Source organism: Psychrobacter sp. MES7-P7E (assembly GCF_002863645.1).
Lineage (GTDB): Bacteria > Pseudomonadota > Gammaproteobacteria > Pseudomonadales > Moraxellaceae > Psychrobacter.
Window position 1 is genome coordinate 13917 of record NZ_PJBU01000071.1, and the last position, 14394, is coordinate 28310.

General features: G+C 43.6%; 11 protein-coding genes. All 11 read left to right on the forward strand.

Going from position 1 to position 14394, the window contains the following annotated elements; all coding sequences use genetic code 11:
* Positions 1-71 precede the first annotated feature (71 nt).
* Positions 72-2234, forward strand: a complete 2163-nt coding sequence (locus tag CXF62_RS02390) for an Lnb N-terminal periplasmic domain-containing protein (protein ID WP_102092755.1) — start codon at positions 72-74, stop codon at positions 2232-2234.
* A 101-nt stretch (positions 2235-2335) separates the two neighbouring features.
* Positions 2336-3175 carry an SDR family oxidoreductase gene (locus CXF62_RS02395; protein WP_102092756.1) on the forward strand — a complete coding sequence of 280 codons (840 nt, stop codon included), beginning with the start codon at positions 2336-2338 and terminating at the stop codon, positions 3173-3175.
* Positions 3176-3255: 80 nt separating this feature from the next.
* Complete coding sequence (locus tag CXF62_RS02400) at positions 3256-4290, forward strand: hypothetical protein (protein WP_102092757.1); 1035 nt, start codon at positions 3256-3258, stop codon at positions 4288-4290.
* Positions 4291-4352: 62 nt separating this feature from the next.
* A complete protein-coding gene (gene pyrE, locus CXF62_RS02405) occupies positions 4353-5069 on the forward strand; it encodes an orotate phosphoribosyltransferase (RefSeq protein WP_102092758.1) in 717 nt (238 codons plus the stop codon).
* Positions 5070-5134: 65 nt separating this feature from the next.
* Positions 5135-6106, forward strand: coding sequence for a glutathione synthase (gene gshB, locus CXF62_RS02410; RefSeq protein WP_102092759.1), 972 nt, complete (start codon positions 5135-5137; stop codon positions 6104-6106).
* Positions 6107-6401: 295 nt separating this feature from the next.
* The gene (gene murG / locus CXF62_RS02415) at positions 6402-7487 is read left to right on the forward strand and encodes an undecaprenyldiphospho-muramoylpentapeptide beta-N-acetylglucosaminyltransferase (RefSeq protein WP_102092760.1); all 1086 of its coding nucleotides are present in this window, start codon (positions 6402-6404) and stop codon (positions 7485-7487) included.
* A 66-nt stretch (positions 7488-7553) separates the two neighbouring features.
* A complete protein-coding gene (murC, locus tag CXF62_RS02420) occupies positions 7554-8993 on the forward strand; it encodes a UDP-N-acetylmuramate--L-alanine ligase (RefSeq protein WP_102092761.1) in 1440 nt (479 codons plus the stop codon).
* 23 nt (positions 8994-9016) lie between these two features.
* Entirely contained in the window at positions 9017-10009 is a 993-nt protein-coding gene (locus tag CXF62_RS02425) for a D-alanine--D-alanine ligase (protein WP_228153139.1), read from the forward strand.
* A 377-nt stretch (positions 10010-10386) separates the two neighbouring features.
* On the forward strand, positions 10387-11175 hold the full coding sequence (locus tag CXF62_RS02430; RefSeq protein ID WP_102092762.1) for a cell division protein FtsQ/DivIB: 789 nt from the start codon (positions 10387-10389) through the stop codon (positions 11173-11175).
* 164 nt (positions 11176-11339) lie between these two features.
* On the forward strand, positions 11340-12632 hold the full coding sequence (gene ftsA, locus CXF62_RS02435; RefSeq protein WP_102092763.1) for a cell division protein FtsA: 1293 nt from the start codon (positions 11340-11342) through the stop codon (positions 12630-12632).
* A 266-nt stretch (positions 12633-12898) separates the two neighbouring features.
* Complete coding sequence (gene ftsZ / locus CXF62_RS02440; RefSeq protein WP_102092764.1) at positions 12899-14104, forward strand: cell division protein FtsZ; 1206 nt, start codon at positions 12899-12901, stop codon at positions 14102-14104.
* Positions 14105-14394 lie beyond the last annotated feature (290 nt).

The following is a 14394-nucleotide window of genomic DNA, read 5'->3' on the forward strand; positions in this document are numbered from 1 at the left end:
TTTGATTTTTTGACCCAGCAACTTTAATAACGCTGATAGCGTATGAATAATAACGTGCGAGATTTTACCTCATGTCTATAAAACTGACGTCCATACCTATCGATTGTACGCTAATGACCATTGGCCTGCGAGCACGTTTACCATTGGCTGTAGTAGGGTTATTGCTCTCGGCTCAAACACAGGCATTTCTACCAACGCCCCTGTCTGTCCTTGAATCAGATACATTGTCACCTGATGCATCTAGCATAGCACCTACTAGCACAGCACCTACTTATTCTAATTCGGATGTATTAGCTGAGTCGGGTAATATCAGTAATGCTGAACCTAATATTCAAAATAGTACTTTATCTGAATCAAGCTTAGCGACAGAGCAGCTACTATCAACATGGCGGCAGCAAGTAAAAGCCGACAAGTTGGCACAGCATACAACATGGCGACGCTTGTTGTATTTTTACGATGATAAAAACAGTGTATTGGGTAAAAAGAAAACCGAGAGTTTGGTTGATGATCCGAGCTTTTTTTTAAGTAAAAATGGTCAACGAGATTCAGGTGCAGAGTTAGATGCGATGCTTGTGGCACTCACACAAGAGTTGGTGCCATCATCAGCGACTGGTAACGACCAAGCCAAAACTGATGCCAATAATAATTCTGTCTTATGTCGTTTCCCAGCGCGAGTGGCATGGTTGACAGAGGTGCTATCGATCGATGCTGCAAGTCTATCTGCTGACTGTCCAGAATTGGATGAATGGATGTCGACATTGGCGCCTGAGCAGCTATCTATCATGTTTGCGCAGGAGTATTTGGACAATCCGCTCTCTGCGTTTGCTCATACGCTGTTACGCATTGACTCAAAAGCGAGTATCGCCGATCCAAACCAAATTGATAAGGCTTATGCGCTGAACTATACGGTAGACGGTGATCCAAACGACAGTTTCCCGATATATGCTACTAAGTCAATGATTGGTAGCTACAACAGCGCTATCGAAATCGACCCATATCCAGAAATGCTAGCGAAATACCTGCAAGATGATGAACGTGATACGTGGACATATCAGTTGAGTCTGACGCCAGCGGAAGTTCAGCAGATTATGCGCCACGTTTGGGAAACCAAAGCGTTAAAGATGCCGTATTACTTTACCACGGACAATTGTGCTTCTGAGATTCTACGTCTTATTGATGTGGTCCGTCCGCAGCAAAACCTACTGAGTCAATTGTCTTATGCAGTCGTGCCTTCTGATGTGATTCAACTATTAAATGATGAGCAGTTGTTGGCAAGTACGATTTATACACCTGCTGATAATACCTTACGTCAATCTCAGCTCAATGAGAAAAAACAACAGCGCGCGCAGTTGGGCTATCACAATAGTGCCAAACAAACCGTGAATGAGATCAAGTCTGCGCAGCTCAACCCTGTATCGAGCATGTCAGCTGATGGGCAAACACTGCTCAAGCGTCAAATCGACGTATCGGATAATAATCCAATAGACAGGCATCCGCTACAATTGGGCACGATAGGTATAGGGCAGCGTGGTGACGATGACTATATAGATATTGGGTTTCGAGCGGGGTTTCATGATACGCTTGACCACGCCTCAGGGTATCCACAGTTTTTTAATTTAGAAGGGCTGGCTGCGACATTACGACTGTATGACACAGATAACAGTAAGCCCAACCAGCCAGATAGTGTGACCTTGCAAAACGTCACTTTGATTCGTGGCCGCTCTTTTAACCCTGTCAATGCTGCCAAAAAAGGCAATACTTGGGGTGCCAGTATCGAGGTGACGCGAGTAAACGATGGATTGCAAGAGGCAGGTACGGATCATTTGGTCGGCAGCGTGGGTTACGAAAAAGGCTGGTCATGGGCATTTGGTACACCAGCCTCAGGTACTGGTGAGATGCCGCCGCAACTGTGCTATACGTTTTTGGCAGGTACAGGGCAAGTAGGACGAGGTATCAATAAAGGCTTTCGTCTAGGCGCAGGTATCAATGCAGGCTGCCGTTATCAGATTAACAATCAGTTACGCGCGCAAGCTGAATTGCAATTGCCATATTGGTATCATGGCAACAGCGATGAAACCAACGTCCGTGGTCATTATTGGCAACCAATCTCAAACCTAGGGCTGCAATACGACATTGATAAAAAACAAGCATTACGTATTAATGCCAATTACGAATGGCAAGATCGTATCGATGCCAATGATGATATACAGCTATCGTACAGACGGTATTTTTAGGCACTGATTTAGACATTGGTTTAGGCATTAATTTGAACAAAATGGCTTCTAAGCGCTGTAATGGTTGTATAAAGAAAGTTGTATAAAGGAAAACAGGCTTTATGAGTACGCAAAATTTACTAATTATTGGACAAGGTGATATCGGCCTACCAGTGACCAACAAACTTGCCCAAGATGGCTATTGTGTGACTGGGCTGGCTCGTAGTGAGCGCGAATACTATGATTTGGTAGATAGTGCAGGTTTTTTGCAGACTAATGCGTTGACTTTGACGGCTGAGCAGCTACAAGCATTTACTCATATTGCGATTATCGTCACCCCTGACGAGTATTCAACCAGCGGTTATCACGACAGTTATCTAGCGATTAGTCAGCATTTAGCAACGCTTGCTCCACAGCTTATTAAACTTGAACGTGTGGTATTTATTTCTTCTACTGGTGTCTATGGTCAGGATAATGGCGAATGGATTGATGAGCATACTGCACCTGTTACGCCTGCGCGTGAAGCCTCGAAATTCATATTGCAAGCAGAACAAGCGCTGCAACAAGGCTTTGGTGATAAAGCCATTATTATTCGCCCCAGTGGTATCTACGGTCGCGAGCGCTTAATGCGACTACGCAAGGCTCGTGAGTCAAATAAAGATCCAGTGCCAGCTGAGCATTGGAGCAATCGCATTATGGATCGCGACTTGGTCAATATCATCGCCAAAGTGTTGACGATAGAGACACCAAAGTCTGTCTATTTAGCGACGGACTATCGACCTGTTACTACGTTTGAGCTAGAGGTTTGGCTTAGTGAGCAGGTTGGCGAGACACCTCCTACTATTGATAATACAAAAACTTCAGTGACAGGAAAGCGCTTGCATAGCAACATTCCGTTAGCTTGGCTTGATTATGCTGATTGGCAGACAGGTTACCGAGATATTTTAAATCATCAAGAGTAAGCCTTTAGAGTTAAGCCTTAAAGAGTAAAATAGCCCTTGGTATAATCGTTCTTATTTATTTTCTAATCTATGGAGATTTCATGTCCCAGCCTTCTACTTCTGATGACCGTTTGTCTCATGCTAATCTGGCAACAGAGGGCGGGCAGCTGGCAGAAGGTCACGTCCAAAAAAAGGCTGGTCAATCGTCTATATTAGCTGATTCACAGCAACCTGCGATCGTACATCCTAACTTTGATCCCAAACAATCTCCTCTTGATCCTGCCAGACCATTAAGTGATATACCTGAGCCTGCTCGTCGCCTAAATGGTCAATTGCGCAGGCTTTATGGCAATTCGACTCGGTTCTATCAGCCCAATGCAGACAGCTTATCGAAGTGGTCGCTGATTGCTTCAGAAGCACTGGCTGAGCATTTATCATTGCTGAATGCGGCACAGCTTATCGAATTGCCGGACAGCTTTTATCAGAATCATAGTGAGCAGCCGTTAATATCGACATTATCAGATATGACATTATTAGATATGTCGGATATTCAACAGGCGATTCGCGCTTATCCAAAACTGAACCGTTATGGGTTTTTGCCTATTGATAACTCTACAGTGGTTGAGTCAAACAACGATTCAGATAATGACTCAAATAATGACAGCAGGGCTCAAAATTCTGCATTATCTATGCGCGCATTGACCAAACGCTATAATCCTGATGAGCTACTCAACAGTCTGTATGCCGACGATTGGCAAGTGATACTACAACCGCAGCAGTTTGAGACAGGTGAGGGCAGTTTGGCCACGGATATCATGACATGTAGCGTGGCCGTCCATGCGCTAAAGCAATGTAGTACCCGTAAGAGTATCAATCATAGTTATAGCGCCGCAGAAATATGTCAGCATGTGCGTAGCTATTTGCTCAGTCAGATCGTTTGTGAGCCGTCGCAGCGCCACGCTTATCGTCAGATTCGACTATTTGCTGGTCATATTATTGTTGCCGCTTATCATTTGGGCTGGGAGATACAAGTCCGAGCAGATGGACAAAGCTATTTTAATATCTCATCGCGTAGTGGTTTGCTGACTCGCTATGCCAATATGCAGGATTATGAGATCAATGGTTGGTCAAGCTGATCAATAATGCGTACAATAATGCAAATTTTTTGTCCCCTCTTTTTGCTGATAGGAATGTCATAATGTCTCATGTAACACGCCCTCAAGACCCTACGTTTTCATCTCATCAATTTATTCAACTGGCTCTAGACAACCAAGTGCTTAAGTTTGGTGAGTTTGTCCTAAAGTCTGGTCGTATCAGTCCATACTTTTTTAATGCAGGCTTGCTTGCGACTGGTGAGATGTTGTCGTTACTAGCACGTGGTTATGCAGATGCCTTGGTTGAACAAATGAGTGCAGCAAATGATGGTGCTGATGCGCAAGAGCTGGTCATCTTTGGTGCGGCTTATAAAGGTATTCCTTTTGTCGCAGCGACAGCGCAAGCGTTATGGCTACATCATGGCATTAATGCCAAATGGGGCTATAACCGTAAAGAAGCCAAAACTCACGGCGAAGGCGGCAATTTGGTCGGTGCTGACGTAAGTGGCAAGGCCGTTTGGGTGCTTGATGACGTCATCACAGCGGGTACAGCCATGCGCGAAGTGGTCGAGATTTTAGAGCAAGCAGGCGCAAGCGTTGCTGGTATTATCGTTGCACTCGATCGTAAAGAAAAAGGTCAAGCCGAGCACTCTGCTATCCAAGAGCTTGCCGCGACACTAAAAGTGCCTGTACGTGCATTGGTCGATATCGATGATTTGATCAGTTATTTAGCTGATGACCATGGTGCACAAAACGGCCAGCATAAAGACGCGACCCAGTTAGCCAAAATGCAACACTACCGTGAGCAGTACGGCGTATAGTTGGGCACTGATGTTGTTTAATCAGTTTGTTTCATATCAACAATATAACGTAAGTGAGTCTTATCATGAGCCAACAAAAACAAGAAAAGTCGCTAAAAATACTCGTTATTATGGATCCGATCGAGCGGGTTAATTATAAAAAAGACACCAGTCTCGCTATGATGTGGGCCGCTCAAGACCGTGGCCATCAGCTCGGTTATTGTCAGATTCATGACCTGTGGTTGGACCGTGGTCAGTTGATGGTTGATACGCAGCCACTGACAGTAAAGCGTGATCCTGCAGATTTCTATACATTGGGTGATAAAAGCACAGGGCCAGTCGCCGACTATGACGTGATTTTGATGCGCAAAGATCCACCGTTTGATATGCGCTTTATTTATGCCACTTATATGCTTGACCATGCTAAAGCAGCAGGCGTACTCGTGGTCAATGACCCACAGGCGATTCGCGACTGTAATGAGAAGCTATTTGCGACGTGGTTTAGCGATTATATGAGCCCAACGATTGTGACTAGCAAACAAGCACACATTCGTAAGTTCATCGCTGAACAGCAGGATGTCATCGTCAAGCCATTAGATGGTATGGGCGGCACTGGCATCTTCCGTTTGACTGCTGATAGTCCAAATATTGGAGTGACGTTAGAGATACTAACTGAGCTTGAGACTTTGCCCATCATGGCGCAGCGTTATTTGCCAGAAATCAAAGAAGGCGACAAACGCGTATTGATCGTTGATGGAGTCGTGGTAGATTATAGTTTGGCTCGTATTCCAACCAAAGGCGAGACCCGTGGTAATTTAGCAGCTGGTGGTAACGGTGTTGCCATGCCATTGACGGATATCGAACGTCAAGTAGCAGAAGTTGTGGCACCAATCGTCAAAGAAAAAGGTCTAATGTTCGTTGGTCTAGACTTGATCGGTGGACGTATCACTGAGATTAACGTCACTAGCCCAACATGCGTACGTGAGATTGATGACCAATGCGGTACAGATATCGCAACCGACTTTATCATGGCGATTGAAAATAAATTTACTGCGTAGCTTTCGCTATGTTCAGGAAAGTTTTGAGTTAAGGAGTATTCTGACTACGTAAAACCCGTATTTTGAGGTATTGTTAGTCATTAATTTTCCTTACCGTTATTAGCATTACACGACGCCAAGCTGTGACCGATCATGGCTTGGATTTTTGTTATTTTTGCTGCATAAAGTACTGTATATAACACAATGATTTCCTCTATACTATGCGGGCTTTGGCTAGGTCGTTATTTTTCATAATTGCTACCGCAGTAGTGAGATAAACCCTTCATATAAATAAAGTAAAGATAGGCAGGCGTTCATGAAAACACCGCATATATTGATGATGGCAGCTGGTACGGGCGGGCATGTTTTTCCAGCGCTTGCAGTGAGCGACGAGCTGACCCAGCGCGGTGCGGTGATTCATTGGTTGGGAACGCCAAACGGTATGGAAAATGGTTTGGTTGAGCCGACAGGTTATCCCTTTCATGCTATTAATATGCAAGGGCTTCGTGGCAAAGGTGTTGGTCGATTATTGAAGCTACCAATGACTCTGCTAGCTGCGACGATGGCAGCCGTAAAAGTGATTCGCAGTAATCAGATTGACGTGGTCGTTGGGTTCGGTGGTTATGTCACTGCACCTGGCGGTATCGCTGCGCGTATGACTAATACGCCTTTGATTATCCATGAGCAAAATGCCATCGCTGGCATGAGTAACCGCTACCTATCTAAACTGTCGACCAAAACCTTACAAGCGTTTGAAAATACCTTTGCCGATAGTCAGCAAGATGCCAAGCTTGAGACAGTGGGCAATCCTGTACGTAATGCCATTACTGGTGTCGCAGAGCCAACCATACGCTACGATGTAAATGACAGTTCACCACTTAAACTGTTGGTAGTCGGCGGTTCACTTGGCGCTCAGGTATTAAATGATACAGTACCAAAAGCATTAGCATTACTAGATCAACCATTTGAAGTCCTACACCAGTGTGGACGCAACAATGAAGCAGCCACGCAAGCAGCTTATAGCGCACAAAACCTAAACAACCATCAGTTTACTGTACAGCCCTTTATCAATGATATGGCTGCAGCTTATAACTGGGCAGACATCATTGTTTGCCGCGCAGGTGCATTGACCGTGACCGAGATTCAAAACGTCGGCATCGCCGCTATTTTTGTACCGCTACCGCATGCAGTGGATGACCATCAGACGGCTAATGCGCGCACGCTGACCTCACATGATGCTGCAATTCTACTGCCACAGTCAGAGCTAACTGCCAAAAGTCTAAGTGACGAGCTTGGCGTACTCAATCGAGAGAAGTGCTTGGCAATGGGAGAAAAAGGCCATGCATTGGCCAACCGTAGTGCGAGTAAGCAAGTTGCCGACATCATTTGGCAAGCGCTATAGTCTGTCATCTATACCCTTTATTTGAATTTACTAAATTTTATTGACCTTTAATAAAGAGAGATCCTTATGCCTACCTCTGCGAAAGCTCTACCTAAGCGTTTGATTGAAATACCAGAAATGCGCCGTATCCAGCATTTGCATTTCATCGGTATTGGTGGCTCAGGCATGTGTGGTATCGCTGAGGTGATGAACAATCAAGGCTATCAGGTCAGTGGTTCTGACATCGCAGAAAGCTTGGTGACTAAGCGTCTACAGCAGATTGGCATCGAGATATCGATAGGCCATGACTCCAAAAATATTGCCAATGCCGATGTTATCGTTGTCTCATCAGCGATTGATCGTAGCAACCCTGAGGTAAAAGCAGCGCTTGAAGCTCGCCTGCCAGTAGTACGCCGCGCTGACATGCTTGGTGAGCTAATGCGCTATCGTCATGGTATCGCAGTTGCTGGCGCGCATGGTAAAACGACAACGACGAGTTTGCTAACCACAATGATGGCAGAAGGACAGCTAGATCCTACCTATGTCATCGGCGGTAAGTTAAATGCGTCAGGCAAAAATGCGGCATTGGGTAGCAGCCGTTTCTTGGTAGCAGAGGCTGATGAGTCTGATGCATCGTTCTTGTCATTGCATCCGATGGCCGCGATTGTGACCAACATCGACCAAGACCATATGGAAACTTATGAGAACAGCTTTGATAAATTAAAAGCCGCTTATATCCAGTTTCTACAAAACATGCCGTTTTACGGTTTGGCAGTGGTCTGCGGTGATGACCCTGAACTGTATGCAATGATCGATGATATCGGTCGTCCAGTATTGACCTTTGGTCTTGAGCCGTTCAATGATGTACAAGCTGTAGACTTGGTAATGGAAGGAACTAAAACTCACTTTACCGTATTGCGCCGTGACCGTGAGCCATTACGCCTAACGTTAAACATTCCTGGTACACATAATGTCTATAACGCTCTTGCTGCTATTACGATGGCGACCGATGAAGGCGTTGATGATGCAGCGATTGAGCGTGCCTTGCAGAAATTTGAAGGCGTGGGTCGTCGTTTTGAGCAGCACGCTTCTGTCGATATCGATGATGGTAATGTCTTATTGATTGATGATTATGGTCATCATCCAAAAGAAGTCGATGCGACCATCAAAGCCGCTCGTCAAAGCTTCCCTGATCGTCGTTTAGTGATGCTATTTCAGCCGCATCGTTACAGCCGTACCCGTGATTGCTACGATGATTTTGTAGAAGTGCTATCGAGTGTTGATGAGCTATTATTATTAGATGTTTATTCAGCAGGGGAGAGTCCGATTACGGGCGCTGATACCAAGTCACTAGCGCGCAGTATCCGTTTGCGCGGTGAAGTTGAACCGACTATTATTGATAAAGACAATCTAGCCCCTGTTATGCAGCGTTTATTAAAAGCCAACGACATGCTGATTACCCAAGGCGCTGGTAATGTCGGGCAGATTGCTATCGATTTGGCTGCCAATAACCTTTATATTAAGTAAGCTAAAATTTAGGGACGATCCTCATGACAACTGATAATAAAGATAATAATAGCATTCAAAATACAGCTACCAATGATACATCTGTAGACACGACGACTCATGTAAAAGATGCCAGTCAGTTTGGCAAAGTAGCCGTTATTTATGGCGGCAGTAGCAATGAGCGTAGCGTGTCTTTGGATAGTGGTGCGGCAGTATTGCAAGCGCTTCAAAACCAAGGCGTTGATGCCACTCACTTTGATCCAAAGCATCAAGACATTACTGAGCTACGCAAATTCGACCGCGTGTTTAATGTGTTACATGGTCGTGGCGGCGAAGATGGTTTGCTGCAAGGCGTATTACAGTGGTTTGATATACCGCAAACTGGTTCAGGGATTCTAGCTTCTGCACTAGGTATGGACAAAGTACGTACCAAGCAATTGTGGCAAGGCTGCGGCTTATCAACTGCACCATTTTCATTATTGACGGCTGATACTGACTGGCAGCAAGTGGTTAACATGCTAGGTTTGCCACTTATTATTAAACCAGTTCATGAAGGTTCAAGTATTGGCATGACCAAGGTCAACCACCTTGACGAACTGCCTGCTGCTTATGCAACTGCAGTGGAATGTGGTGATGCGGTGATGGCTGAGCGCTGGATTACAGGTCGCGAATTTACGATTGTGATTATCGATGACGAAGCCTATCCAGTTATTCGCCTTGAGCCTGCTGACATTACTAACTTCTATGATTTTGAAGCCAAGTACAATCGTAACGATACCAGTTATTACATCCCCTGTGGATTGAGCGCTGCTGACGAAAAGCACTTGCAAGATTTAAGCCTTGCGGCATTTCGTGCAGTAGATGCAAAAGGCTGGGGACGTATCGATGCCATGCAAGACGAAGCAGGCAATTTTTGGTTGCTTGAAATCAATACCGTACCAGGTATGACCAGTCACAGTTTGGTTCCGATGGCAGCTAAAGCTCGTGGATTAGATTTTGATGCACTATGCTGGCATATTTTGGCACAAACGCTATAACTGTCAAATCAATTAAATTGAGCAGATAGTGATGACTCTTTGTGTCACTAGAGCTGCTATACCACAGCTTCGTGTAAACTTGTGTAAATTCGCTGCTACTAGTTGGTGTTTGGCTATTGTTTAACCATAAAATACGTTAATATTGTAAGAATAGGTCTATTTTGGTGATATTTATGTTGTTTTGTGAATACAACTGATAACTTATTCATAATTTAAGAAAAATGTTACGTTTAAATCAACGTAATCGCTGTATATAAGCTATATTTTTAATAAAATTTGATAACATATCAACTTAATAAGCTTCTGCCAAAAATACGCAGATTTATATCAATAAATAGCATGATCAGTTTTATGCAAATATAGGGACAAAGGTCGTTATGGCTCAAACTGTCAACGAGGTAACTGACTTGATGAGTGATAAAGCCGGTTGCCCAAAATCTAAGATCCAAATACCGGCAACGGTAAAGTATCTATTTATGGTACTGGTCTTAGGTCTGCTAGTGCTAATATTAATGATGGGCGGCAAAGCGCTGCGTGATGCACCGCCAGCAAATATTTATGTCAGTAATCAAGGTTTGTCTGCTGCTCAATATCGCTCATTACAAGACGTGATGGAGCAACAGCAAGTAAGTAGCTTTTTTACTTCTGATTTGCAAACATTACGCGACATTACGATGGGCTTAGCTTGGGTAGACCAAGTGAGTATCTCTCGTGATTGGCAACGCGGCATCGTCATCAATGCATTACCCAAGCAAGCAGTTGCTAATTTTGGTACAGAACGTTTGGTCGATGCAAAAGGCGCTGTATTTGTTCCTGCTGATAGTAGGGATTTAACACAAGAACGTTTTGCGACCTTACAGGGTGAGATGTCTCAAGCGCCAGTTATTATGCAACAAATGCAGCAGGTCAATGATTGGTATGCACCGCTTGGTATGCAGGTCGAAGATATCATTCTGTCACCGAGAATGACTTGGCTAATCCGCTTTGACAATGGATTACGTGTGATTGTAGACAATGAAAATACGGCGCAAAAACTACTGAATTTAAGCCAGCTGCTTGGCAATCAGTTAAGTACGCGTCGAAATGAAATACAGTCTGTAGATTTACGATATAAAAATGGCTTTACCATCGCTTGGAACGTGACACAGAGTGCTGAATCAGAATAGCCTAAGTAAGCACTACATCTATAGATAACCGATGTGGTCTAATACGGTTTATTTAGTTTGAAGAAAATATATACAACATCATAGCGTATTAGTAACGCTTTTTTTAATGATTTAATAGAAGAGCATCACTTGCTCTTCTATTTAGCGATAATTTGTCTGGTACCATGAAAAATAATGAAAATCTGGTTGTTGTCCATCTAAGTGCCACGGCAGTATATGTCGTCATAGGCAATGTTGTCTCTGCAAAAGACATTCGTATTTTGGGCGTAGGACAAGTTAAAAACAGCGATTTTTATCAAGGTCAAATAAAGCATCGTGAACGTCTGCAAGGTGCTATCAAACAAGCTATCCAAGAAGCAGAAGACACCGCTAACTGCCGTGTACATAGTGTTTGGTTAACGCTTGCGACCCCTGAGCTATCTAGCAAAAACAGTGCTGGAGAGGTCAAAGTAGAAGATGAAGTTGTACGTGCCAAAGACATGGTACAAGCATTGGCCAATGCAAAGTCGCGTGATTTATCATCTGACTATTATTTGATGCATTGCTGTCAGCAAGGTATTTATGTCGATGAGCAAGACTTTATGGTGGATGATGTCATCGAAATGATGGCACACAATATCACCGTGATGCACCACATGATGATGATGCCTGTTGCCAGCCGTCAGAATATCCAAAAGCTGTTACAAAGTTGTGACGTTGGCATTGATCATATTGTTTTCGATGCAGTGACCAGTGCTGAGTATAGTTTGATGACTGAGGAACGCCAGCAAGGGGTTTGCTTGGTCGATATCGGCGCTAGTACGACCAGCATCTGTGTGTATAAAGAAAATAAGCTGATTTTTACACATTGTATAGCAACAGGCAGTCATGAGGTGACGATGGATATTTCAGCTGATTTTGGTATCTCTATGATTGAAGCTGAAAAACTGAAGAAGTCTCATGGTACAGCTGATGTTAATAGTGTCGACCCAAGCGCCTTCTTTTTATTCAAGCCTCAAGGATCGGGCGACGAAATCAATATTGGCATCTATAACTTGGCACGAATCATTGAGGCTCGTTACGTTCAGATATTCACTGAAGTAGCGCGTCAATTACACGAAGCAGGTTTGATAGGCTATATCGATAAAGGGATTGTGTTGACTGGCGGCGGTAGTACGATTAAAGGTATGATACCCTTTGCCAAGAAGCTACTAAAAATGCCTGTTGTACTGACCAATACTCATCCTGCTATCAGTGCTTATAATCATTTTGATAATGATGAATCATTTAAGCTACTAAATAGTCAAGTGAATGACCGTGCTTATCAGACGGCTTTTGGCACATTGCTATATAGTCAAAGTGAGCAATTCCGCCGTAGCGAAAAAAGCGAACCTGAAGCGATTCAAAACAATCGAGTATCAGGCGTATTTCGAAGTGCGGGTCAACGGTTTGCAAATGTTTTAAAGAAAATATTATAGATCTGTTTAACCTCATATCTAGAGCATCTATACATTATGGAATGTCTCTAAGTTGGTTAAACAAAAAAATAAAGTAACATTGCGAATAAATTCGTTTTAAAAATAAAGTATTAAGTAATAATGACATATTATTGTCTATACTGATCGATTTTAGCCATACCCTGTTTTATTTAAATACATTTATATATAGTATGTCGATAGCGCGCCACATGAGTGCGTTACTATGTATCGACTTACACGCTATCTGCAACTGGAGAATCTTTTTTATGTCAAAATACACCATGCCAGATGATAATCAGCTTCAAAATAATGGCCAAGCAAGCTTCACTGTATTCGGTGTTGGTGGCGGCGGCGGTAATGCAGTTGAACATATGGTACAGCAAGGCATCAGAGGTGTAACGTTCGTTTGTGCCAATACAGATAAACAAGCGCTAGATCGTCTCACTGCACCGCATAAACTGCAACTGGGTGCAAAAACGAACCGTGGTCTAGGGGCAGGCGCAAATCCAGAAGTGGGTCGTGAAGCAGCAGAGAGTGAAGAAGAAGCGATTCGCGCATTGCTTGAGCACTCAGATATGGTATTTATCACTGCTGGTATGGGTGGCGGTACTGGTACAGGCGCAGCGCCAGTTGTTGCTCGTATTGCTAAAGAAATGGAAGTGCTGACAGTTGCGGTTGTGACTACGCCATTCAAATTCGAAGGTGGTAAGCGTATCAAAGCTGCTAAAGCAGGTATTGAGCAGCTTACCAACTTTGTCGACTCAATTATCACGATTCCGAATGATAAGTTGATGAGTGTATACGGCAACATCTCTATGCAAGATGCTTTCAAAAAAGCAGATGATGTATTGCTGCATGCTGTTCAAGGTATTGCGGAAACCATCGCTAGCGAAGGTATGATCAATATTGACTTTAACGATATCCGTACGGCAATGACTGCGAAAGGTCATGCGATGATGGGTATTGGCCGTGCCAGCGGTGATGATCGTGCGCGTCAAGCGACTGAAAAAGCCATCAGATCACCACTACTTGATGATTTGCGTTTAGAAAATGCAAAAGGTCTACTGGTTAACGTTATTTCCTCAGAGTCATTGTCACTAGATGAAATGAGCAAAATCAGTGCAATAGTCGAAGAAATTACTGATATTGACGACGCTCATATTTTCTACGGTTCTGTGATTGATGAAAAAATGGGTGACGACTTACATGTAACTGTCATCGCAACTGGCTTAACGTTAGATGAAAACGCAGGTCAAGAGCCAGAAGTAGTAGAGCAGCCAGTACCTTCTGTTAATAGCACGCAACCTGTTGATCCTAATGTGCATACTAGCGCTTTAAATAGTCAGAAGCAGTCACAAGCTCAGCAGTATCAGGATAGCGTTGCACGTCCTAGCGCAAGTTCACCTCAAGAGCAGCCTAAGACTAAAACAAACAGTATCCAAGACTATTTAAAGCGTCAACAGAATAAATAGTACTTCTAATTTACTGTGAGTAAGAAAAAGCCAGCGTTTTAACGCTGGCTTTTTTGTGTTTAAAGAAAGTGAATTGTTTTCTATAAGAAAAATTATGAGAGTTTTCTATGTAATCTATATGTATATGATTGTCGAAACGTATGTGAGTCTCACTTTTTTATAGCATTAGATAGACCATATAAAGTAAAAATCAGCAATAGGAAGTTGACGATAAGTGTTATCAATCAAGGAGATAAGAAAATTAGCGCTTTTTATATATAGCGAATAAGGGGCCGGTAATGGTACACTAT

Bases quoted from the DNA above. Each gene is read 5' to 3' on its own strand.
- CXF62_RS02390 (WP_102092755.1), top strand. From the start codon at position 72: ATGTCTATAAAACTGACGTCCATACCTATCGATTGTACGCTAATGACC.
- CXF62_RS02395 (WP_102092756.1), top strand. From the start codon at position 2,336: ATGAGTACGCAAAATTTACTAATTATTGGACAAGGTGATATCGGCCTA.
- CXF62_RS02400 (WP_102092757.1), top strand. From the start codon at position 3,256: ATGTCCCAGCCTTCTACTTCTGATGACCGTTTGTCTCATGCTAATCTG.
- pyrE (WP_102092758.1), top strand. From the start codon at position 4,353: ATGTCTCATGTAACACGCCCTCAAGACCCTACGTTTTCATCTCATCAA.
- gshB (WP_102092759.1), top strand. From the start codon at position 5,135: ATGAGCCAACAAAAACAAGAAAAGTCGCTAAAAATACTCGTTATTATG.
- murG (WP_102092760.1), top strand. From the start codon at position 6,402: ATGAAAACACCGCATATATTGATGATGGCAGCTGGTACGGGCGGGCAT.
- murC (WP_102092761.1), top strand. From the start codon at position 7,554: ATGCCTACCTCTGCGAAAGCTCTACCTAAGCGTTTGATTGAAATACCA.
- CXF62_RS02425 (WP_228153139.1), top strand. From the start codon at position 9,017: ATGACAACTGATAATAAAGATAATAATAGCATTCAAAATACAGCTACC.
- CXF62_RS02430 (WP_102092762.1), top strand. From the start codon at position 10,387: ATGGCTCAAACTGTCAACGAGGTAACTGACTTGATGAGTGATAAAGCC.
- ftsA (WP_102092763.1), top strand. From the start codon at position 11,340: ATGAAAAATAATGAAAATCTGGTTGTTGTCCATCTAAGTGCCACGGCA.
- ftsZ (WP_102092764.1), top strand. From the start codon at position 12,899: ATGTCAAAATACACCATGCCAGATGATAATCAGCTTCAAAATAATGGC.